26 protein-coding genes are annotated in these 22,546 nt (G+C 63.0%); 10 read left to right on the forward strand and 16 right to left on the reverse strand.

Going from position 1 to position 22,546, the window contains the following annotated elements:
* Positions 1-50 precede the first annotated feature (50 nt).
* From ruvB to ACFOKJ_RS00825, 3 genes are read left to right on the forward strand one after another with little or no spacing between them, the layout of a single operon-like run.
* Positions 51-1,085, forward strand: coding sequence for a Holliday junction branch migration DNA helicase RuvB (ruvB, locus tag ACFOKJ_RS00815; RefSeq protein ID WP_390276082.1), 1,035 nt, complete (start codon positions 51-53; stop codon positions 1,083-1,085).
* Complete coding sequence (locus tag ACFOKJ_RS00820) at positions 1,082-1,792, forward strand: glutamine amidotransferase (protein ID WP_390276083.1); 711 nt, start codon at positions 1,082-1,084, stop codon at positions 1,790-1,792. Before ruvB ends, ACFOKJ_RS00820 begins: the two co-directional genes overlap by 4 nt.
* A 43-nt stretch (positions 1,793-1,835) precedes the next feature.
* Positions 1,836-2,261: a hypothetical protein gene (locus tag ACFOKJ_RS00825; protein WP_390276084.1), complete on the forward strand. Its 426-nt coding sequence runs from the start codon at positions 1,836-1,838 to the stop codon at positions 2,259-2,261.
* Between the two features lie 249 nt (positions 2,262-2,510).
* Here the strand turns inward: ACFOKJ_RS00825 and proB are convergent, their stop codons facing one another.
* From proB to bioA, 3 genes are all read right to left on the reverse strand, one after another.
* On the reverse strand, positions 2,511-3,629 hold the full coding sequence (gene proB / locus ACFOKJ_RS00830) for a glutamate 5-kinase (protein ID WP_390276085.1): 1,119 nt from the start codon (positions 3,627-3,629) through the stop codon (positions 2,511-2,513).
* Between the two features lie 52 nt (positions 3,630-3,681).
* Positions 3,682-5,268, reverse strand: coding sequence for a hypothetical protein (locus tag ACFOKJ_RS00835; RefSeq protein ID WP_390276086.1), 1,587 nt, complete (start codon positions 5,266-5,268; stop codon positions 3,682-3,684).
* Positions 5,269-5,340: 72 nt separating this feature from the next.
* Positions 5,341-6,699, reverse strand: coding sequence for an adenosylmethionine--8-amino-7-oxononanoate transaminase (bioA, locus tag ACFOKJ_RS00840; RefSeq protein WP_390276087.1), 1,359 nt, complete (start codon positions 6,697-6,699; stop codon positions 5,341-5,343).
* Positions 6,700-6,955: 256 nt separating this feature from the next.
* Here bioA and ACFOKJ_RS00845 point away from each other — a divergent pair, with 256 nt between their 5' ends.
* The 4 genes from ACFOKJ_RS00845 to ACFOKJ_RS00860 all read left to right on the forward strand — a co-directional run bounded on the left by ACFOKJ_RS00845 (position 6,956) and on the right by ACFOKJ_RS00860 (position 10,147).
* Positions 6,956-7,390 (forward strand): pilin, encoded by a 435-nt coding sequence (locus tag ACFOKJ_RS00845; protein ID WP_390276088.1) that lies wholly within the window; start codon positions 6,956-6,958, stop codon positions 7,388-7,390.
* A 38-nt stretch (positions 7,391-7,428) separates the two neighbouring features.
* Positions 7,429-7,860: a pilin gene (locus ACFOKJ_RS00850; protein ID WP_390276089.1), complete on the forward strand. Its 432-nt coding sequence runs from the start codon at positions 7,429-7,431 to the stop codon at positions 7,858-7,860.
* Positions 7,861-7,996: 136 nt separating this feature from the next.
* The gene (locus tag ACFOKJ_RS00855; protein ID WP_390276090.1) at positions 7,997-9,751 is read left to right on the forward strand and encodes a PglL family O-oligosaccharyltransferase; all 1,755 of its coding nucleotides are present in this window, start codon (positions 7,997-7,999) and stop codon (positions 9,749-9,751) included.
* A gap of 63 nt (positions 9,752-9,814) precedes the next feature.
* Positions 9,815-10,147: a hypothetical protein gene (locus tag ACFOKJ_RS00860; protein ID WP_390276091.1), complete on the forward strand. Its 333-nt coding sequence runs from the start codon at positions 9,815-9,817 to the stop codon at positions 10,145-10,147.
* A gap of 170 nt (positions 10,148-10,317) precedes the next feature.
* Here the strand turns inward: ACFOKJ_RS00860 and pyrE are convergent, their stop codons facing one another.
* On the reverse strand, positions 10,318-10,962 hold the full coding sequence (pyrE, locus tag ACFOKJ_RS00865; RefSeq protein WP_174873564.1) for an orotate phosphoribosyltransferase: 645 nt from the start codon (positions 10,960-10,962) through the stop codon (positions 10,318-10,320).
* 70 nt (positions 10,963-11,032) lie between these two features.
* On the opposite strand from pyrE, the gene ACFOKJ_RS00870 reads away from it, so the two are divergent.
* Positions 11,033-11,806: an exodeoxyribonuclease III gene (locus ACFOKJ_RS00870; RefSeq protein WP_390276092.1), complete on the forward strand. Its 774-nt coding sequence runs from the start codon at positions 11,033-11,035 to the stop codon at positions 11,804-11,806.
* Positions 11,806-12,402, forward strand: coding sequence for an RBBP9/YdeN family alpha/beta hydrolase (locus ACFOKJ_RS00875; protein ID WP_390276093.1), 597 nt, complete (start codon positions 11,806-11,808; stop codon positions 12,400-12,402). The genes ACFOKJ_RS00870 and ACFOKJ_RS00875 overlap by 1 nt, the downstream gene beginning before the upstream one ends.
* 209 nt (positions 12,403-12,611) lie before the next feature.
* Here the strand turns inward: ACFOKJ_RS00875 and ACFOKJ_RS00880 are convergent, their stop codons facing one another.
* The 5 genes from ACFOKJ_RS00880 to hemF all read right to left on the reverse strand — a co-directional run bounded on the left by ACFOKJ_RS00880 (position 12,612) and on the right by hemF (position 16,181).
* The gene (locus ACFOKJ_RS00880) at positions 12,612-13,226 is read right to left on the reverse strand and encodes a DJ-1/PfpI family protein (RefSeq protein ID WP_390276094.1); all 615 of its coding nucleotides are present in this window, start codon (positions 13,224-13,226) and stop codon (positions 12,612-12,614) included.
* A 70-nt stretch (positions 13,227-13,296) separates the two neighbouring features.
* Positions 13,297-14,145 carry a sulfurtransferase gene (locus ACFOKJ_RS00885; RefSeq protein WP_390276095.1) on the reverse strand — a complete coding sequence of 283 codons (849 nt, stop codon included), beginning with the start codon at positions 14,143-14,145 and terminating at the stop codon, positions 13,297-13,299.
* A 130-nt stretch (positions 14,146-14,275) separates the two neighbouring features.
* Positions 14,276-14,674 (reverse strand): HIT family protein, encoded by a 399-nt coding sequence (locus ACFOKJ_RS00890; RefSeq protein WP_390276096.1) that lies wholly within the window; start codon positions 14,672-14,674, stop codon positions 14,276-14,278.
* Positions 14,675-14,727: 53 nt separating this feature from the next.
* On the reverse strand, positions 14,728-15,270 hold the full coding sequence (locus ACFOKJ_RS00895; RefSeq protein ID WP_390276097.1) for a hypothetical protein: 543 nt from the start codon (positions 15,268-15,270) through the stop codon (positions 14,728-14,730).
* 2 nt (positions 15,271-15,272) lie between these two features.
* Complete coding sequence (gene hemF / locus ACFOKJ_RS00900) at positions 15,273-16,181, reverse strand: oxygen-dependent coproporphyrinogen oxidase (RefSeq protein WP_390276098.1); 909 nt, start codon at positions 16,179-16,181, stop codon at positions 15,273-15,275.
* A 91-nt stretch (positions 16,182-16,272) separates the two neighbouring features.
* Between hemF and ACFOKJ_RS00905 the strand changes: the two genes are divergently transcribed.
* Entirely contained in the window at positions 16,273-16,893 is a 621-nt protein-coding gene (locus tag ACFOKJ_RS00905) for a glutathione S-transferase N-terminal domain-containing protein (protein WP_390276099.1), read from the forward strand.
* A 172-nt stretch (positions 16,894-17,065) separates the two neighbouring features.
* Here the strand turns inward: ACFOKJ_RS00905 and ACFOKJ_RS00910 are convergent, their stop codons facing one another.
* The 7 genes from ACFOKJ_RS00910 to ACFOKJ_RS00940 all read right to left on the reverse strand — a co-directional run bounded on the left by ACFOKJ_RS00910 (position 17,066) and on the right by ACFOKJ_RS00940 (position 22,544).
* The gene (locus ACFOKJ_RS00910; protein ID WP_390276100.1) at positions 17,066-17,656 is read right to left on the reverse strand and encodes a porin family protein; all 591 of its coding nucleotides are present in this window, start codon (positions 17,654-17,656) and stop codon (positions 17,066-17,068) included.
* Positions 17,657-17,783: 127 nt separating this feature from the next.
* Positions 17,784-19,112 carry an ATP-binding protein gene (locus ACFOKJ_RS00915; RefSeq protein WP_390276101.1) on the reverse strand — a complete coding sequence of 443 codons (1,329 nt, stop codon included), beginning with the start codon at positions 19,110-19,112 and terminating at the stop codon, positions 17,784-17,786.
* Entirely contained in the window at positions 19,109-19,807 is a 699-nt protein-coding gene (locus ACFOKJ_RS00920; RefSeq protein WP_390276102.1) for a winged helix-turn-helix domain-containing protein, read from the reverse strand. The genes ACFOKJ_RS00915 and ACFOKJ_RS00920 overlap by 4 nt, the downstream gene beginning before the upstream one ends.
* Positions 19,808-19,869: 62 nt before the next feature.
* A complete protein-coding gene (locus ACFOKJ_RS00925) occupies positions 19,870-20,235 on the reverse strand; it encodes a hypothetical protein (protein ID WP_390276103.1) in 366 nt (121 codons plus the stop codon).
* Between the two features lie 88 nt (positions 20,236-20,323).
* Positions 20,324-21,262: a homoserine kinase gene (locus tag ACFOKJ_RS00930; protein WP_390276104.1), complete on the reverse strand. Its 939-nt coding sequence runs from the start codon at positions 21,260-21,262 to the stop codon at positions 20,324-20,326.
* 9 nt (positions 21,263-21,271) lie between these two features.
* A complete protein-coding gene (locus ACFOKJ_RS00935; protein ID WP_390276105.1) occupies positions 21,272-21,553 on the reverse strand; it encodes a DUF2782 domain-containing protein in 282 nt (93 codons plus the stop codon).
* Positions 21,554-21,815: 262 nt separating this feature from the next.
* Positions 21,816-22,544 carry an LOG family protein gene (locus ACFOKJ_RS00940; RefSeq protein WP_390276106.1) on the reverse strand — a complete coding sequence of 243 codons (729 nt, stop codon included), beginning with the start codon at positions 22,542-22,544 and terminating at the stop codon, positions 21,816-21,818.
* Positions 22,545-22,546 lie beyond the last annotated feature (2 nt).

Below are 22,546 nucleotides of genomic sequence, written 5' to 3' on the forward strand. Positions count from 1 at the left end.
GCGAGTATAGCAGTGGTAACATCCTGACTTCGATTGCGAGCGACTGTTACATGATCCAGACCGACAACCTGATGGGCGGCGCCCCCGAGCGCCGCATCGTGACCCAGCAAAGCCTGTCACAGCAGGAAGAGGCCCTGGAGCGCGCGCTGCGGCCCAAGCTGCTGGACGAGTACGTGGGCCAGAAGAAGGCACGCGAGCAGCTGGAGATTTTCATCGAGGCGGCAAAGAAACGCGGCGAGGCACTGGACCACGTGCTGCTGTTCGGCCCGCCGGGCCTTGGCAAGACCACGCTGGCGCACATCGTGGCGCGCGAGATGGGGGTGAACCTGCGCCAGACTTCCGGCCCGGTGCTGGAGCGCGCCGGCGACCTGGCGGCGTTGCTCACCAACCTGGAGCCGCACGATGTGCTGTTCATCGACGAAATCCACCGCCTGAGCCCGGTGGTGGAGGAAATCCTCTACCCGGCGCTGGAGGATTACCAGATCGACATCATGATCGGCGAAGGGCCGGCGGCGCGCTCGGTGAAGATCGACCTGCCGCCGTTCACCCTGGTGGGTGCCACCACCCGCGCCGGCATGCTCACCAACCCGCTGCGTGACCGCTTCGGCATTGTGGCGCGGCTGGAGTTTTACACTGCCGAGGAGCTGACGCGCATCGTCATCCGCTCGGCCGGCCTGTTGAATGTGCAGCTGGCTGATGATGGCGCTTTCGAGGTGGCACGCCGTTCGCGCGGCACGCCGCGCATCGCCAACCGCCTGCTGCGCCGGGTGCGCGACTATGCCGAGGTACGTGCCGACGGCGTGGTAAGCGCCCAGGTGGCCGATGCCGCGCTGGCGATGCTGGACGTGGACCCGGCCGGGCTGGACGTGATGGACCGCAAGCTGCTGCAGGCCATCCTCGACAAGTTCGGCGGCGGCCCGGTAGGGCTGGACAACGTGGCAGCGGCCATCGGCGAATCCACCGACACCATCGAAGACGTGATCGAACCGTTCCTGATCCAGCAGGGCTACCTGCAACGCACGCCGCGCGGCCGCATGGCTACCGCGCTGGCCTACACCCACTTTGGCTTGCCCATCGAATCATGAAACAGCGACTGATCATCAAGACCGGCGAACCGCACGCCGAGGTACAGGCCGAGCACGGCAATTTCGAGCAATGGATTGTCCGCGAGCTGGGCAGCGACGGCGCCGCCTGGCGCGTGGTGGATGTGACCGGTGGCGAAGCGCTGCCGGCGGTGGCCGAGGTGGCCGGCGCCATCATCACCGGCTCGCCGGCGATGGTCAGCGACCGCGCCGACTGGAGCGAGGAAGCGGCCGCCTGGCTGCGCGCGGCGCATGCGGCCAACGTGCCGCTGCTGGGCATCTGTTTTGGCCACCAGTTGCTGGCGCATGCGCTGGGTGGCGAGGTGGGCTATCACCCGGGCGGGCCGGAGGTGGGGACGGTACAGGTGCAGCGCCAGCCGGCCGCAGCGGGCGATGCGCTGTTCGACGCCATGCCGGCGCAGTTCGCCGCCCAGGCCCTGCACTGGCAGAGCGTGCTGCGCCTGCCGCCGGGCGCAGCGGTGCTGGCAGGCAATGCCTTCGAGCCGCATCACGCCTTTCGCCTTGGCCGCAGCTGGGGGGTGCAGTTCCACCCGGAGTTCGATATCGCTGCCAGCGTGAGCCTGATCGATGTGCTGACACCGGCACTGGAAAAGGAACAGCAGCCGGTGGCTGCACTGCGTGCCGGCGTGTGCCCGACGCCGGAGGCAGCCACGCTGCTGCCGCGCTTCGCTGCCTTGCTGGCAAGCTAAAGCGGCGTACAATGCGCAACACTATAAAGTTCAGGGAGCGAACATGTTCTATGCCTTGTTGATCGTGACGCTGGCGGTGGCGCTGGTGACATCGCTGCTGGTGGCGCGCTTTTTCAGCGACGCCATCACCAAGATTCTCAACCGCATCATCGGCCCGGATCTGACCGAAGCCTGGCGCAAGTACATGAGTTTCGCCATTGTGGTGGTGGGGGTATCCGGCGGCGTGAACATGTGGGAAATCCAGAAATACCTGCAGAACGGCCGCGAACAGACGCTGGAGTTGAACGGCCCGCGCTGGACCATCGAGATCTATCGCACCGCCATCGATACGCTGTCGCAGATTTCCTGGGTGATGCTGCTGTTCTTCCTGTGTGCCATGGTGGCCTACGTGATCATGCGCGTGGCGGAAAGCAGCCGCACCAACCGGCTGCCGCGCGAGGACGGCCAGGACGATGACACGGCAGCTTGATTGCGGCGACAAGTAAGGCACAACGGCCCGCTACCTGACAGGTGGCGGGCCGTTGGTTTTTGTAGTAGTCCGTAGCCCGGATAAGCGCAGCGCATCCGGGGCAAGCGCATGCCGCTGTGTACCGACTCCCCGGATGCGCCTGCGGCTTATCCGGGCTACCACATGCTACATATGGCAACGGCCCGCATCGATAAGGTGACGGGCCGTTTGCTGGTGTGTTTTTTGCGGCCAACCTTGGCCGCATCATGCTTACAGGGTGACCATATTGTCGCGGTGGATCAGCTCCGGTTCCACCAGGTAGCCCAGCACGCCCTCGATGTCGCGGGTGGCCTTTTTCATGATCAGCCGGGCTTCTTCCGAGCTGTAGTTCACCAGCCCGCGCGCCACTTCGGCCCCCTGCTGGTTGACGCACACCACCGCGTCGCCGCGCAGGAAGCTACCCTCAACCGCGATGACGCCAATGGGCAGCAGGCTGGTGCCGCGCTCGCGCACCGCCAGTGCCGCACCGTCATCCAGTACCAGTTTGCCGGACAGCTGCAGGTGGTCGGCCAGCCACTGCTTGCGGGCGGCCAGGCGGGTGGTGGCAGCATTGAGCTGGGTGCCAATACTCTCGCCGTCAGCCAGGCGCGACAGCACATTGGCCTCGCGGCCGCTGGCAATCACCGTGGCGGCACCGCTGCGCGCTGCGCGTTTGGCTGCGATGATCTTGGTATACATGCCGCCGGTGCCCACGCTGGAGCCGGCGCCACCGGCCATGGCTTCCAGCTCCGGCGTGCCGGCCTCGGCCTCGTGCATGAACTGTGCATCCGGCTGTTTGCGCGGGTCGGCGGTGTACAGGCCGCGCTGGTCGGTGAGGATCACCAGCGCATCGGCTTCGATCAGGTTGGTGACCAGCGCGCCCAGGGTGTCGTTGTCGCCAAAGCGGATCTCGCTGGTGACCACGGTGTCGTTCTCGTTGATGATCGGCACCACGCCCAGGGTGAGCAGGGTGGCGATGGTGGTGCGGGCGTTGAGGTAGCGCAGGCGGTCGGACAGGTCTTCGTGGGTGAGCAGTACCTGCGCGGTTTTCAGGCCGTATTCGCGGAACGCGCTTTCATATGCCTGGCACAGCCCCATCTGGCCGACGGCGGCGGCGGCCTGCAGTTCGTGTACCGCCTTGGGACGCTTGCTCCAGCCCAGGCGCTGGCAGCCTTCGGCAATGGCGCCACTGGAGACCAGCACCACCTGTTTGCCGCGACGGCGCAATTCGGCGATTTCCGCTGCCCAGCGGGCAAGCGCGGCATGGTCCAGGCCCTTGCCGTCGTTGGTTACCAGGCTGGAGCCGACTTTGACCACGATGCGCGTGGCCGTGTGAATCACCGATTGCATCCGAACTGCTTCCTGTGGGGTAAAACGGAAAGCCAGTTTACCCGATTCGGCGCTAATGGTGCGTTGCGGCGGCCAGTACGCCGGGGCGGTATTCCACGAACTGGTAGCCGGCGGTCTGCAGCGACAACGCGGTGCTGCTGACGGTCTGTCTACCATGGCCATCCAGCAGATAGAACTCGCGCTGGCGCTGGTACTGGCGACCGCTGATGACCAGCTGCGCCTGCCTGGCCGGGCGGGGGGATGCCGGTAGCCGCAGTGCCATGCGGTAGTGGTCGTTAGGGTGGGTAAGCACCGGCAGCAGCAGCACCGCTTCTGGCTGCGGGCCTACCAGTTCCACGCCGCATTCTGTTTCCATCTGCTCGCCGCACAGGTTGACCCAGCGTACCACTGCCAGCTGCCAGGGCTTGCCGCTGTGACGCAGCAGCAGCAGCTCGCCGGCGCGCAGCGGGTGGTGTTGCGATTCGCCGCGCAGCAGCATGCCGGAGGCGCTGGTGTTGACCACCTTCATGCTGGTAGGCAGTGGTGGCGGCATGCGCTGCAGCTTGCCGCGCATGCCGTTGTCCGGTAGCAGCTCCTGCGGCAACGCCTCACCATTGGGGAAGGTCCACGCGGCACCATTGGTAATGAACCAGATGGTGGACAGGCTGCTGACCAGCTCCACCTCCTCGCTGCATGGCAGCCGCTCATGGCGACGCTGGATCGAGCTTTGCCACTCCATCGACAAGTAGAGCACGTGCTGGATTTCTTCCTCCAGCGCGAACGGATTGCCCTGGTGGCGAGCCAGATATTGCAGCTTCTGCAGCTTGCTTTTCAGCTCCGCTTCCAGCGCGTGGGTGTCCAGTACCCAGATGCCTTGTGCGCTGGGGGTGTCCGGTGCCTCGCTGATATAGCGCGGCGGGTGGTCCATGCCTGGCTGGAAGGCAAAACTGCCGTGGCCGCTGCTGAGCTGCCCCAGGTGCAGCAGATCCAGCAGGTTGGCATGCTTGCGGATCAGCAGCAGGCTGTAGTCGATCAGTGCCGGTGCCATGCGGTTGCTGGCGGTCATGCCCAGCAGCAGGATCTGGCGGTAGTAGTGCGCCGGGCTCTTGGCCTGCCCGGGCAGCGGGGTGTTTTCCCAGCCTTTTTCCAGGGCATGGAAAAACAGGCTGTGGCAATCCAGCCAGAAGCCTTCCGGAAGATTGGTATAGGTGCGGGCATACAGGAAAGCCAGCTGGCGCGCACTGCGAATCACCAGGCACACGGCTTCGGTCTTGTACTTGTCCAGCGCCAGCAGACCGTGTTCGCCGCTGCGATCCATCAGCAACAGCTTGTAGCCGTTATGCAGTGCCAGCATCAACTGCTGTGCCAGCCGGGCGGCATGGCGGGCGCGGTGCTGGGTAGACAGCTCGCCATTGACGGCCAGGCGTTCCAGCAGCGGCAGCAGTATCTTGTGTTCCTGCTGATGGCGCTCCAGCAATCTGGCGCGCAGGGCGGGGGGTAGGCGTACGCGGTTGAGCTGTTCTAGCGCCTGGCGCAGCAGTTCTGCACACTCCAGCGGCTGGCCCAATGGGCATTGCCGCAGCCAGACATCCAGCTGCGCCGGGTCGGACATCGCCAGCGAAGCATCCAGATAGGGGGGCGCTACAGACAGTTTCAACATCGCGACTGCCGCTCCAGTAATTATAGAAATGGCATAGTCTACTGCCATTTGTCGTATTGGTAAGCCTTTGTTTTATGGCAAAGGCGTCTCCACATTGCCGCCACGTGGCTCTGCTTGCTGGCGTAATTCAGCCAGCACGGCCGCCGTGCTTTCCGCCAGTTGTTGCATATGGCTTTCCTCCAGCACATAGGGCGGCATGAAGTACACGGTACTGCCGATGGGCCGTGTCAGGCAGCCGCGCGCCAGCATGGCGGCATAGAACACCTGGCTGAAATCGCTGCGTGCGGTGTCGACATCAAACGCCCAGATCATGCCGCGCTGGCGGAAGTGGCGCACGTCAGGCGCTTGCTGCAAGCCGGCCAGGTGGTGACTGAACCGCGCGGCTTTTTCCGTGTTGCGGGCCAGAATGTCTTCATCCTCGAATATCGCCAGCACTTCCAGCGCGGCGCGGCAGGCCAGCGCATTGCCGGTGTAGCTGTGCGAATGCAAAAAGCCGCGGCCAACATCATCATCGTAGAACGCGTTATAGATATCGTCGCTGGTTAACACACAAGACAGTGGCAGATAGCCACCGGTAATGCCCTTGGACAGGCACAGGAAGTCTGGCCGGATGCCGGCCTGCTCGCAGGCGAACAGCGTGCCGGTGCGGCCAAAGCCGACGGCGATCTCGTCGGCGATCAGGTGTACCTGGTACTGGTCGCACAGCGCGCGCAGCCGGGTCAGGTAGATCGGGTCGTACATCAGCATGCCGGCAGCACCCTGTACCAGCGGTTCGATGATGATGGCGGCAATCTGCCCAGCCTCGCGCTGGAACAGCTGCTCCACGTCGGCAATGGTGCGTAGCGCCACATCGGCAGCGGTTTCGCCTGGCAGCGCCAGCCTTGCATCCGGCGATGCCACGCGCAGATTGCTTTGCAGCAGTGGCGCGTAGGTGGCGGAGAACAGCGGCACGTCGGTTACCGCCAGCGCGCCGGCCGTTTCACCGTGGTAACTGTGCTGCAGGCTGACAAAGCGATGCTTGTCAGCCTGGCCGCAGTTGCGCCAGTAGTGGAAGCTCATCTTCAGCGCGATTTCGGTGGCGCTGGCCCCATCTGAAGCATAAAAGGCATGCCCAAGGCCGGTGAGTGCGTGCAGCTTCTCCGACAGCTCCACCACCGGGCGATGGGTGAAGCCGGCCAGGATCACGTGTTCCAGTGTATCCAGCTGCTGTTTGATGGCGTTCTTGATGCGGCCTTGATTATGGCCAAACAGGTTCACCCACCAGGAGCTGATACTGTCGATGTAGCGCTTGCCATCGAAATCCTCCAGCCACACGCCATCACCGCGGGCGATCGGAATGATGGGCAAGCGCTCGTGGCGCTTCATCTGGGTACAGGGGTGCCATACGGCGCTACGGCTGCGCTGCAGCCACTGTTGGGAATGGTTCGACATTGCTTAGCTCCTGTTTGCGCTGCATGCTAGCAGAGCTGCCGCGGTGCGTTGACTGACAAAAATTGTCAGTCCCGAGCAGGATTTGTCATCGCTCGCCCCGTTGGGGGCCAATGGCAAGCTGGGGCTGGCGCGAGATATTGATTTATATTTGTTTGGTTTTAGGGAGTTTTGCATCTTGCGGTGTCGTGTCTGGTCAGGCTGGCCCGATATTTGCATTAACTGCATGCCGCACCAGTGGCTGCCGGGAGAGAGGCGAATGAAACGACAAGAATCGGGGTTCACCCTGATCGAACTGATGGTGGTGGTGGCGATTATCGGCATCCTGGCTGCGCTGGCGATTCCGGCGTACATGGACTATACCCGGCGTGCCTATCTGGCCGAGGCGTTCAACGTGGCGGGTGCGGCCAAGACCTCGATCGAGGAATACCATGCCGCCAACAGTGCCTGGCCCAGTAGCAATGCCAGTGCCGGCCTGTTCCCGGCTGCGACCTACAGCGGGCAGGCGTTTACCGAAATGCGGGTGATGATGTCCGGTACGGTATCCATCATCCGCATGCAACTGAATGAAAAAGTCGCCAGTGGCGGCCATGTCTGGCTGGAGCCCTTGCCGGATGTGTCTGGCTCCTACCGCTGGCGCTGTGGTGGCGACACGGATTTGACACAACTATTGCCCTCCAACTGCCGGGGCTAATGGTTACATTTGTTTGGCAGTGACCCAGGAGGAAACTCATGAAACGCGTTCAACAAGGTTTTACCCTTATCGAACTGATGATCGTGGTAGCGATTATCGGTATTCTGGCAGCCATCGCCATTCCGGCTTACCAGGACTACACTAAGCGTGCACACGTGTCGGAAGGTCTGCAGCTGGCTGGCGCGGCGAAGACCGGTGTGGCGGAGTATTACTCTTCCAATGGTGTGTGGCCCGCAAATAACACTTCTGCAGGTTTGGCAGATTCGCCGTCTGGTAATGCAGTGAGCTCGGTAGTGGTTACTGATGGTGTGATTACCATCACTTACAATGAAAAAGTTGCAGTAAGTGCAGCTATTACTCTCACGCCGGATCCTGTTAGTGGCTCTATTAAATGGACATGCGCTGAAGCAAGTCCGACGGCTACCAACCCGATGGAAACCAACTGGCTGCCGTCCAACTGCCGTAGCTAATCTTGCTAAAGCTATTAAAAAGGGTGCTGCGGCACCCTTTTTTGCTGACCTAAGCTCCCCTATGCCACGATCCTTTCCCGCGCTGTTACTGGCCATACTGCTGTCTCTGGCAGTGTCGTTACCGTTGTTCAATTACATGCGCACCGTACCGTCGCCGGACTGGTGGACGCATGCGGTCACGCTGCTGTGTCTGAGTGGTGTGCTGTTCGGCAGCCTGTTGACCAGCGCTGCGGCCAACTGGTCGCGCGGCTTTTTGCTGTTGTTGCTGTGGTGGCTGTGTGCGTTCTTGCCATGGTTCCTGCGGCAATCCGGCAATCTGTACCAGTTACCGCTGTCCGAGGCGCTGGCTACGCTGTTCGTGATCGTGGCTGCGGCGCAGGCGGCTAACCTGCAGGAAAAACTGGGGCGCGAGCGGCTGGTAACGGTGCTGGCCGCCGTGATCTTGCTGGCCGCCTTGCTGCAGGGGCTGATCGGTTATCTGCAATTGCTGGGCGTCGCTCCGATGGCGCATGGCTGGTTGGTGTATGACCAGGCAAGTCCGCAGGACAACATCATGGGTAATATTGGTCAGCGCAACCAGTTTGCCCAGTTCCTCACCTGGGGCGTGCTGGCTGCGGCCTATCTGTTCATCAAGCGCCGTTTGCGCGTGTGGCTTGCCGTGCCGGCGGTATTGTTTCTGGTAACGGTAATGGCATGGTCCGGTGGCCGTCTGCCCCTGGCTTATGCCGGGGCCATGGTGGTGGTAGCACTGGTCTGGTATCGACACAGCCAGGATCGCCGCCTGCTGCGCACCTTGCTGCTGGCGGCCGTGGCCATGCTGGGAGCGCAGTTGTGGGGGCAGCATGTGGCGCACTGGCTTACCGGGCTGGATATCGCCAGCGGGCTGGATCGACTGGATGCCGCCGACTTTGGGGCGCGCCGCCGTATCGAGTGGCTGAAAGCCTGGCAGATCGTGCAGGCCTACCCGTGGTTTGGCGTCGGCTTTGGTGGGTTTGCCTACCAGTCGGTGTGGCTGGAGGCGTTTGCCGGTCATGACAAAATTCCCGAGAGCTCGCTGTTTACCCACAGTCATAACCTGATTGCGCAGCTGCTGGCGGAAACCGGGGTACCAGCTACCTTGCTGGCTGCCGTGGTCTGCATTGTCTGCCTGCTGCCGTACTGGAAAAAGGCTCAGGCTACCGCCGAGAACGCATTCCTCACCTTGCTGGCAGCGGCCATTCTCGGCCATTCCATGTTTGAGTACCCGTTATGGTACCTGCCGTTCCTGGCCATGTTCTGCATCATCCTGGTGCTCAGCCCGGTGCCTGGCATCGAGGTGCCGGTACGGCCGGCGCTGCGCAAGTTCGGTGCTGCCCTGCTGTTGCTGGGAGGCATCGCCTATCTGGTTAACGGCGTGCAAACCTTCCGTGTGCTACAGATCGCGGTACAGCCCGTTCGCAGTCAGCAGGAAAACTACCAGCGGGTGGAAACCCTGCTTGGCGTTTCCAGCAACCCGTTCTGGTCTTACGAGGCGGAGATCGCGCTGTCCAGCTACCTGCAGCCCTCGAAAAAAGATCTGGCAGTCAAGCGGCGTCATTACGAGCAACTGGTCGCCTACCGGCCCTACCCGCTGCTGCTGTGCAATCTGGCGATGCTGCGCTACTGGTCCGGGGATGTGCAGGGCGCCCAGGACCTCATCATCATGGCGCTGGCAACCTACCCCGCCAATGCCACGCTGGTGTTGTCGCGCCTGCAGTATGCCGACGATCCTGGCATGCAACCGATGATAGACATCGCCAGCAAGGCCGTGCAGGCATTTCAGCGTGGCGGCGACCAGGCAGCCGCCGAAGCCGCTACACAAGGTCTGCCCAAGCGTGGCCCGCAGTTGCCGGACCTGTCCCGCTTCCGCTGAGCGTGGCCCAGGCAGGCAGCTTGGTGGTATCTTGTCGGCCTTGATGTTGTGGATGAAAACGGCATGAACAGATGGACACTATCGCTGCTGCTGACGCTGTCGGCAGTAGCGCAGGCACAGGCGGCGGGGCCGACTACGGACCAGCAGTTGCTGTCGGCGCAGATGTCATTCCGCGCGGCGGACAACAAGCAGCTGCAGGCACTGAAGCTGGAACAGGCGGCGGAGCTGGCAGTGAAGGAAGCCGAGCAGAAGCTGGCCAGCGCGCAGCAGCAGTTGCAACTGAGTCAGCAGCAGTTGCAGGACGCGCGTGCGGCGCGGCAGGCGGCGGATGCCGAGCTGTCGCAGGCTACGCAGCAGCTGCAGCAGGCCTGGACGCTGAAAGAAGGCGCGCAATGACAAACCGGGGCAGCTGCCCCGGTTTTGTTTTGCAATCTGAACGACTAAAAGGCGGCTGGCGCCACTAACAAAATCGCGCAGCGTACCTGAGCCAAGGCGCGCCGCCGCCGACAGTACCAAAAGTACGGCAAGGCGGCGCAACGCAGGATCAGAGGGATTGTTAGTGGCGCTTAGCCCTGCACGCCGTACTTGGCGCGGTAGGCGCTAACCGCCTCCAGGTTGGCCGCAAGCTCCGGGCTGCCGGCCAGGAAGCCCAGCAGGTCGTTCAGGTTGGCAATTGCCACTACCGGCAGATTGTAGTCGCGTGCCACTTCCTGCACCGCCGACAGCTCGCCGGTGCCGCGTTCCATGCGGTCTAGTGCGATGGCCACGCCAGCAGGTTCGGCGCCGGCAGCGCGGATCAGCTGTACCGATTCGCGTACCGAGGTGCCGGCGGAGATCACGTCGTCGATGATCAGCACCTTGCCCTTCAGCGGCGCGCCCACCAGGGTGCCGCCCTCGCCGTGGTCCTTGGCTTCCTTGCGGTTGTAGGCGAACGGTACATTGCGGCCCTGCTCGGCCAGCGCCATCGATGCGGCTGCTGCCAGGATGATGCCCTTGTAGGCCGGGCCGAAGATCATGTCGAAGCCGATGCCGCTGGCGCTGATCGATTGCGCGTAGAAGCGCGACAGCTGCAGTACGCTGTCGCCGTCATAGAACAGGCCGGCGTTGAAGAAGTAGGGCGAGGTCCGTCCTGCCTTGGTGACAAACTCGCCGAAGCGCAATACCTGCTTGTCCAGCGCAAAACGAATAAAATCCTGACGGAAATCGCTCATTACAAACCCTCTTTCACTTAAGTCTTTGTTGCTGCTTGAAAATGGCGGCAAGGATACCACGGGAGACCCCATGCTTCGAATCGTTTCGGCCAACCTCAACGGTATCCGCTCGGCGGACAAGAAAGGTTTCTTTGACTGGCTGGCGGGCCACAACGCCGATTTCGTCTGTGTGCAGGAGCTGAAGGCGCAGGCCGGCGACCTGTCCGAGCGCATGCGCGCGCCGGATGGCTACAGTGGCTACTTCCACTACGCCGAGAAGAAGGGTTACAGCGGCGTGGGCATCTACAGTCGCCACCAGCCGGATGCGGTGGTGGAAGGCCTGGGCGTGGACTGGATCGATGCCGAAGGCCGTTACCTGCAGCTGGATTTCGGTAACTTGTCGGTGGTGTCGCTGTATCTGCCGTCTGGCTCCAGCAGCGATGAGCGCCAGCAGGTGAAATTCCAGTTCCTGGACGTGTTCATGCCGCACCTGGACAGCCTGCGCGAAAGCGGCCGCGATGTGGTGATCTGCGGCGACTGGAACATCGCCCACAACGAGATCGACCTCAAGAACTGGAAAGGCAACCTGAAGAACTCCGGCTTCCTGCCGGAAGAGCGCGCCTGGATGACCGACCTGCTGTCGCGCGGCTGGTGCGATACCTGGCGCCGCTTGTACCCGGAGGCGCCGGGCTACAGCTGGTGGAGCAACCGTGGCCAGGCCTATGCCAAGGACGTGGGCTGGCGTATCGACTACCACATCGTGTCGCCGGGCATGATGGAGGCTGCGCGCGCAGCCAGCGTGTACAAGGACGAGAAATTCTCCGACCACGCACCGCTGACGGTGGATTACGACAGGGCACTGTGATGTGGGACGATGATGATGTGTTCCTGGTGACCGTGCCGGGCTGGGGCAACTCCGGCCCGCAGCACTGGCAGAGCTACTGGGAAGTGCTGTACCCGCTGGCGCGACGCGTGGAGCAGGACAACTGGCTGTACCCGACCCGTGCGGAATGGGTGGAACGGCTGGCGGCCACGGTAGACGATTGTGCCGGCAAGGTGGTGCTGGCGGCACACAGCCTGGGCTGCCACACCGTGGTGGCGTGGCTGGCGCAGGCCAGCCTGATGCAGCAGCGCAAGGTGCTGGGCGTGCTGCTGGTGGCGCCGCCGGCGCTGCCGATCACGCCAGAGCGGGCGCTGGCCAGCGGCGAACTGCCGGCAGGTGCCGCGCTGCCGGATTTTGCCGGCTTCGAGCAGGCACAGGCGCTGCAGCTGCCGGTGCCGGTGCGGCTGGTAGCCAGCCGTGACGATCTGTTCTGCGACTGGGCCGAAGCCGAGGCGATGGCGATGGGCTGGGGGGCGAAGTTGCTGGATGCCGGCAACGCCGGCCACATGGGCAGCCACAGTGGCTTGGGCGACTGGAAAGCTGGGCAGAAGCTGATTCAGCAGTTGATGCTGGGCTGAACCTCTGAGCATATTCACGATCAGCTGCGCGTCGGCGATACCGCGTTGAATTCGATTCAGGAATGCGCATTTACTCTGTGTAAACTCCGCTTCCTCAGCCGTTTTCGCCTTGTCTCGCTCTAGCTCGCGTGATCGTGAACACGCTCAGCCCATAAACAACAAAAGGTTGGCCGCATGCGGCCAACCTTTTGTTGTTTCAAGCAGGTAAATCAGGCGACGGCGTGCTGGCCGGCATCAGCCTGACGCAGCACTTGCAGCGCGTGCGCCACGTAGCTTTCCTTCTCGCCCACCGGCGCCATGTAGTGCAGTGCGGCTTCCGCGGCGGGCTCGCCGGCCAGGCGCGAGATCAGCCAGCCTGCCAGATAGGCGGAGGCCAGGCAGCCACCGGCGGTGGCCACACTGCCGTTGACGTGCAGCGGTGTCTGCAGCGGACGCACGCCCAGTTCCTGCAGCCACGGCGCGGTGGTGAGGTCGGTACAGGCCACGCCGTCCTGCAGCAGGCCGAGCCGCGCCAGGATCAGCGCGCCGGAACACTGCGCAGCGATCAGCTGCCGCGAGCGGTCCAGCTGCAGGCGCGCCAGCATCGCCTCGTCCTGGATGATGTTGCGGGTCTGGATGCCGCTGCCCACCAGTACCGCATCGGCGCTGGCGGCCTCTTCCAGCGTGATGTGGCCGTGCAGCGTCACCCCGTTCATCGAGGTGACCTGCGGCGTGGGCGTGGCCAGTGACACGCGCAGCTTGGGCGTGACGCGGTTGAGGATGCCCAGCGCGATCAGCGAGTCCAGTTCGTTGAAGCCTTCAAAAGTCAGGATGGCGACGTGCATGGGCGGTCCTCATTAGAAGTCAGTGATCAATGCATGCTGGCGCGGTGCGCAGCAGTTCGTGTGCCGGTTCTCAGGCGCCGGTAGCTACCGGGCGGCTCGCATCGCTGCACCACTCGCTCCACGAGCCGGGGTACAAGCGGGCCCCTGCCAGGCCGGCATGTTCCAGCGCCAGCTTGTTGTGGCAGGCGGTGACGCCGCTGCCGCAGTACAGCACCACCTCGTCGGCCGGGGTATCGCCCAGCACTGCCTGCCACTCTGCGGCCAAGGTTGCTGCCGGCTTGAAGCGGCCGTCCTGCAGATTGAGCTGGAAGAAGCGGTTACGTGCGCCGGGAATGTGGCCACCGACCGGGTCCAGTGTTTCGTTCTGGCCGGCAAAGCGGTCCGGGGCGCGGGCATCCACCAGCTGGAAGGCCGGCTTGGCCTGATTTGCAAGGTTGGCCGCAACTTCATCCACCTCAAGCATCTGTTCCAGCGCCGGGTGCATCACGAAGCGGGTGCTGCGTTTCTCCGGCGCCTCGGTGCTGATGGCGCCATCGGCGGCCTGCCAGGCCTGAAAACCGCCGTCCAGTACCGCCACCGCCTCGTGGCCCAGCCAGCGCAGCAGCCACCAGGCACGCGCGGCGTACATGCCGCCGGCGTCGTCGTAGGCCACCACCTGGGTGTCCGGGCCGATGCCCAACGCGCCGAAGTTGACCGCCAGGCGCTGGCCTTCCGGCAGCGGGTGGCGGCCGTTGCTACCGTTCTTGGCGCCGGACAGGTGGTAGTCCAGATGCAGGTAGTGTGCTTCCGGCAGATGGCCGGCTTCGTACACGGTGGGGCCGTAGGCCGGGTCGGCCAGCTGGAAGCGGCAATCGAGAATCACCAGTTCTGCCGGGTCTAGCTGTTGCAGCTGTGCTGCCGAGATAAGGGTGCGGTACATGACGTTCTCCTGTCTGTGCACCTTGCGAAGCCAGTCAACTGGCGGCCGGCTTCGCAAGGCGCCCTGACCACCGTGGCGGCCAAGCATTGTTTGAAATTTTAAACGTTCGTCACCTTAGCACGGCCAGCAGTCAGCCTGCCAGTTTGTCGCGCAGCCGTGCGGCCAACTGTGGCAGGCCATGCGCCACGCCCTCGCGCTGAGCCGCACCCCACAGCGGGTTGGGGAAGTGTTTGTCGTCGGCAAAGCGCGGAATCACGTGCCAGTGCAGGTGCGGCACCATATTGCCGAAGCTGGCCAGGTTGATCTTGTCCGGGTTCAGCACATCACGTAGCGCCTGTTCGGTGCGCAGCACCCAGTCCAGCACATGGGCACGATCGGCGCCGTCCAGGTCGGTCATCTCCTTGACGTGCGCGTGCCAGATCACGCGGCAGAACGCCGGGTAGTCGGCATCGGCCACCAGGATCACCCGCAGCTTGTCATCGCGGTACAGGATGTCGCCACCATCCTGGTGGCAGAGTTCGCATTGCATGTTTTGTTCCTTCTGATTGTCGCTGTGTCGGTTGGTGGGTATGCCGATATGCGCTAATCCGCGAGGCCAGCGAGGGGCGAGAAGTCGGTAAAAGTCACCGGGCGAAGGTTGTTGCCCTTTTGGGTTGTGATACCGATGGGGAGCTCAGTGTTACCGACTCTCCCGAAGCTGGTCAGCATGACCTCATCGAGTAACCAGGTTTGTTTTGCGCGGTTCCAGGAGAAGCGCTGTTTGAAAAGACAGTTTCCCACTCTGTGGGCCAGGCTGAACCAGCCGGTGCCGATACGTATTTCTTGGAAAGGGTCGGAAAACCAGCCCTTGGGCAGAATGGCATGGTCGTTGCGGGCGGCCTGCACCAACTTGCCATCACTATTGCGCAGCAACAGTAGCACTGGGCGGGCCTCACCCTTGCCCTCAAGGATCAATAGCACGTCCAGTTGGTCATCATTGTTGAAATCGTTGACCAAGTAACGTTGCGTCTGGAAACCGGCGGGGACGAACGCAGCTACTTCCGGCGGCACGCTTTCTTCAGCCCTGCTGGGATGGCTGAATGCCAGGCTCAGTACAAAGGCTCCCAACAAGGTTGGCCGCAACATGCTCACACCCACTCGCGCGGCGGCAGGAAATCGCTATAGAGCGCCGCTTCCGGGCTGCCCGGTTCCGGCTGGTAGCCGTATTCCCAGCGCACCAGCGGCGGCATGGACATCAGGATGGATTCGGTTCGGCCGCCGGTTTGCAGGCCGAACAGCGTGCCGCGGTCCCATACCAGGTTGAATTCCACGTAGCGGCCGCGGCGATAGAGCTGGAACTGGCGCTCGCGCTCGCCCCACGCGGTAGCCTTGCGGCGTTCGACGATGGGCAGATAGGCATCGAGAAAGCCGTTGCCTACCGCCTGCATGAAGGCGAAGCTGGTGTCGAAGTCCGGCTGGTTGAGATCGTCGAAGAACAGCCCGCCCACGCCGCGCGCCTCGCCGCGGTGTTTAAGATAAAAGTACTCGTCGCACCATTTCTTGTATTTCGGGTAGCTGTCGGCACCGAATGGGGCGCACAAATCGCGGGCTACCGTGTGCCAGTGCACCACGTCTTCCACGTTGCCGTAGTAGGGGGTGAGGTCGAAGCCGCCGCCGAACCACCAAACCGGTGCTTCGCCATCCTTTTCTGCGATGAAGAAGCGCACATTGGCGTGGCTGGTGGGGACGTAGGGGTTTTCCGGGTGGATCACCAGCGATACGCCCATGGCTTCGAAGCGGCGGCCGGCCAGTTCCGGGCGGTGTGCGGTGGCGCTGGCGGGCAGCGCCTCGCCGCTGACATGCGAGAAGTTCACCCCGGCCTGCTCGAACACCGCACCGCCAGTGAGTACGCGGCTTTTGCCACCGCCGCCGGCCGGGCGCTCCCAGCTGTCCTCGCGGAACAGGGCACCTCCGTCGGCGGCCTCCAGCCCGCTGCAGATACGCTGCTGCAGCTCCAGCAGAAAAGCTTTGACTTGGTTGGCGTGCGGGTGGCTCATTCACGTATCCTGCATTTTTTTCTCGATGACCGATTGTAACCCGTTCGCCGGTGGCGGCACGCATTGCCATGGCAAGCGGCAAGGAGCCAGCATGATCGATCTGTATACCTGGGGCACGCCCAACGGCAAGAAGGTGTCCATCGCACTGGAGGAACTGGGGCTGGCGTACCGGGTGATTCCGGTGGACATCCACAGCAATCAGCAGTTTGCGCCGGACTTCCTCAAGATCAGTCCCAATAACAAGATTCCGGCCATTGTCGATCACGACGGCCCGGGCGGTGCGCCGCTGGCGCTGTTCGAATCCGGCGCGATTCTGACTTACCTGGCGGAGAAATGCGGCCAACTGTTGGCCGCAGCTGGTGCCGAGCGCTACCAGACCTTGCAGTGGCTGATGTTCCAGATGGGGGGCTTCGGGCCGATGCTGGGGCAGGCGCATCATTTTCTGCGTTACGCGCCGGAGCCGGTGCCGTATGCGCAGAAGCGCTACCACGACGAGACGCTGCGTCTGTACGGCGTGCTGGATCGCCAGCTGGCGGCACATCGCTACGTGGCCGGCGAGCACTACAGCATCGCCGACATCGCCATCTACCCGTGGGCGGCGCGGCACGAGTGGCATCACGTTGATCTGGCCGACTTCCCGCACGTGGCGCGCTGGTATGCCGAGCTGGGCGCGCGGCCGGCGGTACAGCGCGGCATGGCGGTGCCGGGCTGAAAAAGGGGCTTCACGGCTTCGTGGGCACGCCATGCTTTGCCCAAGCTACAAAAAAAGAAGCCCGTCCGGACGGGACGGGCCAAGCAACGCACTTCAACACACTTCAACAAAAAATCGCCCGCCGCCAGGCGGGCCAAGGGACACACACGAGGAGGAAACTGCAGCTAAGGTTTTAGAACTGGTAGCTGACGCCAGCCTTCACTACCGATACCGGGGCGGTGTCGGTAATGTCCTTGTGTTCGATATTGCCCAGGGTTTCATATTCGGCACGCAGGCTTACCTGCTTGTTCAGCTTGTAGGCCGCGCCCACCCCCAGGCCCAGGCCAACGGTGTCGTCCTTGCTGCTGGCCAGTGCGGCATTGCTGCTGTGGAACTTGCTGCGCAGGTAGTTGGCCGACACCTTGCCGTACACCTCGAACTTGTCGTTCACGGGAATGATGCCAAGTGCAGCTGCACGAAAGGAGTCGTAGTCCAGGCTGCCGGCGCCGTTCAGGCCGATGGCTCCGCCATGGCGCAGGTAGCTGCCTTCCACCGCGAAGTTATCGTTGATGCGCTGGCCAACGCCGATTTCCACCATGCTGTCGCTGGCATCGTCACGGTTCACCTTGGTGCTGCCCACGCCGGCACGGCTGGCGGCACCGTCGCTGAGGGTCCACTGGCTGCCGGAGGCGCCCAGGTTGCCGAACACATAGTTACCGGTATCGGCGGCGAAAGCAGAAGAACCGGCGGCGATCAGTACAGAAGCGATAAGCAGTTTTTTCATGGAGCACTCCGAGTCATCGGTGAAGTTGATGGGCTCATTGTGCGCAGCGGCGGGGCTTAACACTATGCTGCTTGCGTGGGCGGAATGTGCCGGCTGCGTGGCGGTGTGTGACGCTGTGTGACGGCGCTCAGGGTTGCGGCGGGTGTTGCGGCAGGGTAATGGTCATGCGTGCGCCGCCCAGCGGGCGAGCCTCGCTGGCGCTTGCCACACCACCATGGTGCAGGGTGATCAGCCGCACGAAGGACAGCCCCAGACCATGCCCGCCGGTGGCGCGGTCGCGCGAACGATCCAGCCGCTGGAACGGCTCGAATACCCGGTCGCGTTCGTCCGCCGGGATACCCGGGCCGTCGTCATCCACGTCGATATGCAGTTGCCCGGCGGCCAGCCACACCTGCATGTGTACCTGGCTGGCGGCGTACTTGAAGGCATTCAGCAGCAGGTTGCGGGTGGCGACGTACATCAGCTTGCGGTCGAAGGTGGCGTCGCCGGCCACGCAATCCAGGCTCAGGCTGATATGCGGTGGTTTTAGCGGGTGCATCAGCTGCACCAGATCCTCGAACCAGGTGGTCAGGGCGATGGTTTCGTACTGTAGCGCCACCTCGCCGCGGTCCAGCCGGGCGTAACTGAGGCTGATGTTGAGCAGCTCGTCCAGTTCGGTCAGGTCGCGTTCCATGCCCTCGCGGAACTGGCCGCGCTCGCTGTCATCCTCGGCTTCGTCCAGCATGGTCAGGCCGAAGCGCAGCCGCGCCACCGGGGTGCGCAGCTCGTGCGCCACCGCATGCGCCAGCGCCTGGCGAGTTTCCATCTGCCGTTCCAGCCGGGCTGCCATATCGTTGATCAAGCCGGCCAGCGGGCCGAACAACGGGCTCTTGATGTTGGCCGCACGCGCTGACAGGTCGCCGTCCGCCAGCTGGGTGGCGGTGGCGCGCAGGGCTTTCAGTGCCTGCCAGTGCGGGCGCAGATTGAAATAGATCAGCAGCGCCATTGGCACGCCGAAAAAGCCGAACCACAGCAGGAACAGCCCGGCCTCGCTCTGCAGCCAGCCCTTGCCCATGCTGTCTTCCAGCGGCCCCAGCTGAATGATCTGGCGGGTACCCGGCAGCGGTGCGTACAGCAGCTGGCGGTCGCTATCCAGCCAGTTGTTGCCGCTGGCCAGCCAGGCGCGGGCTTCGTCGTTCAGGGTTGCCGGTGCATCCGGCAGCAGTTGCAGCGGGTAGGCGAACAGCTCGGCAATGCTGGCCAGCTCGGCGGTACGTGCCGCCGGCGGCTGGGTCAGCAGCTGGCGCTGGATCATGCGTACCGGGCCGGCCATCTGCTGCTCGATGCGGTCGCGTTCGGCGCCGGAGGTGAGCAGGATCAGCAGGCCGACAAAGCCCAGCAGCAGCACGAACTGCACCACCATGGTCTGCACGAAGTAGCGGGCAAACAGTGGTGCCAGACCCGGCAGCGGTTTCACTCCCAGTCGCTCCGCGAGAACAGGTAGCCCTTGCCACGCACGGTCTTGATACGGGTGGGCGTTTCCGGGTTGTCGCCCAGCTTCTTGCGCAGCCGCGAGATGCGCGCGTCGATGGAGCGGTCCAGACCGTCAAAGCCGATGCCGCGCAGCGCGTTCATGATGTCGTCGCGCGACAGGATCTCGCCGGCATGGCAGGCCAGCAGCCACAGCAGGTCGAATTCGGCGGTAGTCAGCTCCATGGCCTCGCCGCCCAGCGTGGCTTCGCGGGTGGCCTGGCTGATGCTGAACTGGCCGAATTGCAGGCTGCCATCCGCGTTTTGCGGCGTATCACCGTCATTGCGGCGCAATAGCGCCCGGATGCGCGCCAGCAGTCGGCGTGGCTCCACCGGCTTGGACAGGTAATCGTCGGCGCCCAGCTCCAGGCCCAGGATTTCGTCGATCTCCTCGTCGCGGGCGGTCATCATCAGGATACGGCCGTGGTAGCGCGGGCGGATGTCGCGGCACACCTCGAAACCGTCCTTGCCCGGCAGCATCACGTCGAGGATTACCAGCTCGGGGTTGGCCGCAAGAATGGTGTCGGCGGCGGTATCGCCACGCGGGTGGTGTGTCACTTCGTAGCCATGTTTGGCCAGGTACTGGATTACCAGATCGGCCAGCCGCTGGTCGTCTTCCACCAGCATTAGTCGGTTGGACATGGGGTTCTCCGTCTGCTCGCGGTTATCGTTGGAGGTAAGCGGTCCACCGCTTGACCGAAAGGTTAGAGCTCGCGTGGCTTGCTCCAACAGAGAAATTTTGCATTCTCAGCGCTACCCATAGCTTGAATTACCGCCTCATTGTTAAAGCCCGGTAATTTTTGCAGGTGGGCTAAAAGCTCCTTGGCACCATCCGCCTCACTAGGTACAAGGCATCCAGTGTCAGTGCCAGACAGAACCCAAAACACGTCGTCGACAAACGGCCCCTCATCAGACGTGATGATTGAGACCTCCTGTAGTTCGGCCCATTGGAGGGTTTCTTGGTTTCCGTCGCGCATGGTCCGAGTGATCTTGGTTTCATCGAACACCACGGTTTCATTGGCCTTGTAGGTCGATTTCTTTCTGCCAAAGATGCGTGAGAGAAGGGACATGATGGGCTCTATCGATAGGTTTATACCGCACAGGTAGCGGGGCAAGCAAAACAGCCCGCAAGGCGGGCTGTTGCTGGCAACGGCTGGCTTACAGCCAGAAATGCTGGCGCTGGCGATGCGCCTGCAGCAGACGGCCAAACACCCCTGGGTCCTTGGTGAACGTCATCTCGCCGCTGGCAGGGTGGTAGTAGTCCAGCAGGCGCGAAGTCCAGAAGCGGATGGCGGCGGCGCGCAGCATCAGCGGCCAGGCCTTGACCTCGGCAGCGGTGAGCGGGCGTACCGACTGGTAGCCGGACAGCAGCGCGCTGGCCAGCGTGTCGTCGATGCTGCCATCGTCCAGCCGCGCCCAGTCGTTCAGCGCGATGGCCACGTCGTACAGCAGGATATCGTTGCAGGCGTAGTAGAAATCGATGAAGCCGGCGATACGGTCGCCATCCATCAGCACATTGTCCTTGAACAGGTCGGCGTGGATCACGCCCTGCGGCAGGTCGTCGAAGCGATGGCTGGACTGGTGGGCGATCTCGTCGCGCAGCAACGTGGCTTCGTCGGCCGGCATGTGCTGGTACAGCTCGGCGGCAGTGTGGTTCCACCATGCCGGGCCGCGCGGGTTGGCCATGCGCATGGGGAAGGTGTTGCCGGCCAGGTGCATCTGCGCCAGCATTTCGCCCACCGCGAAGCACTGCGTGGCATTGGGGTGGCTGATGTCCTTGCCGTTCAGGCAGCTCACCAGGCAGGCAGGCTTGCCGGCCAGCATGGAGGCGAAGCTGTCGGTGTGGTCGGCGATCGGTGCCGGGCAGGCCACGCCATGACGCGACAGGTGGCTCTTGAGCTTGAGGAAGTACGGCACTTCGGCAAGTGTCAGCACCTCGAACAGCGTCAGCACGTAGCGGCCGTGCGTGGTGGTGACAAAGTAATTGGTGTTGGTAACGCCGGCGGCGATGCCCTTGAGTTCGACAAGCTCGCCCAGCGCGTAGCGTTGCAGCCAGGCGCGCATCTCGTCCTGGCTGACGGAGGTGTAAACAGACATGCCGGTTCCTTAAAACGACATCAGCGGCCAGCTGGGTGTCAGCGTCGGGCGTTCGCTGCCGTTCGACTGCGGTTTCACGCCGCGGTCTTCATCCAGCAGCATGTAGCTGGGCGCGCCATCCGGGTTGACCTTGATCTGATATACCTGGCCATTGCGGCGATACTCTTCCACTGTGCTGTTGCCGTAGTCGGTAACCTGTTTTTCCGGCTCCATGCCCGCCGGCGGCAGGGCCGGGGCGGCATGGGCCAGCGCTGTGGCCAGCAGCAGGCTGGCCAGCAAGATGCGTTGCATGAGGGGTTCCTTGTCCTGGATTCTGGCATGGCGAACGGTCTCGGGGCCGCCTCTGCCACTCTGGGACACCTCGAAAAACTCCAGCTTTCGTCGCGATACTGCGTTGCTCGCGAAAAATTTCTCCTTACATATCAAACATATGCTGCGGAGAAATTTCCCGTTCGCGCCTTGTCCCGCTTAGAAATCCGGGTTTTTCGAGGTGCCCTCTGCATTCTAGCATTGCCACCCGCCAGCACGGCGGCTGGCGTGGCTTGGCTGGTGTTTACAGGTTCAGCAATTGTTCGCGTTCTTCCGGCAGCGCCTCGAAACCGCGGGTCTCGTAGAAGCGGAAGATGGTTTCCACGATTTCCTCTGGCTCGTCGATCAGCTGCAGCAGGTTGATGTCTTCCGGGTTGATCATGCCTTCGCCGATCAGGCGGTTGCTTACCCACTCGAACAGGCCGCTCCAGAACGCGCGGCCGCACAGGATGATCGGCATCTTGCGGCTTTTTCCGGTCTGGATCAGGGTCAGCGCCTCGAACATTTCGTCCAGGGTGCCGAAGCCGCCGGGCATTACCACATAGGCAATGGCGTGTTTCACGAACATCACCTTGCGGCTGAAGAAATGGTCGAACTTCAGGCTCAGATCCTGGTATTCATTGGGGCGCTGCTCGTGTGGCAGCACGATGTTCAGCCCCACCGACGGACTCTTGCCGTAGAAGGCGCCCTTGTTGGCCGCTTCCATGATGCCGGGGCCGCCGCCGGAGATCACGGCGAAGCCGGAATCGGAAAGCAGGCGGGCGATGTGTTCGGTCTGCTTATAATACGGGTGGTCGCGAGGGGTGCGGGCGCTGCCGAAGATGCTGACGGCGGGCGTGACCTGCTGCAACTCCTCCGCCGATTCCACGAATTCCGACAGGATTTTCATCACGTGCCAGGCTTCGCGGGCCCGGAAACGTTGCATCATCGCGTAGCGGTCGCTGGTTGGCGGCAATTTATCGGACAAGCTCATTT

The sequence above is a fragment of the Vogesella amnigena genome, assembly GCF_042648905.1.
In the GTDB taxonomy this organism is placed as follows: domain Bacteria; phylum Pseudomonadota; class Gammaproteobacteria; order Burkholderiales; family Chromobacteriaceae; genus Vogesella; species Vogesella amnigena.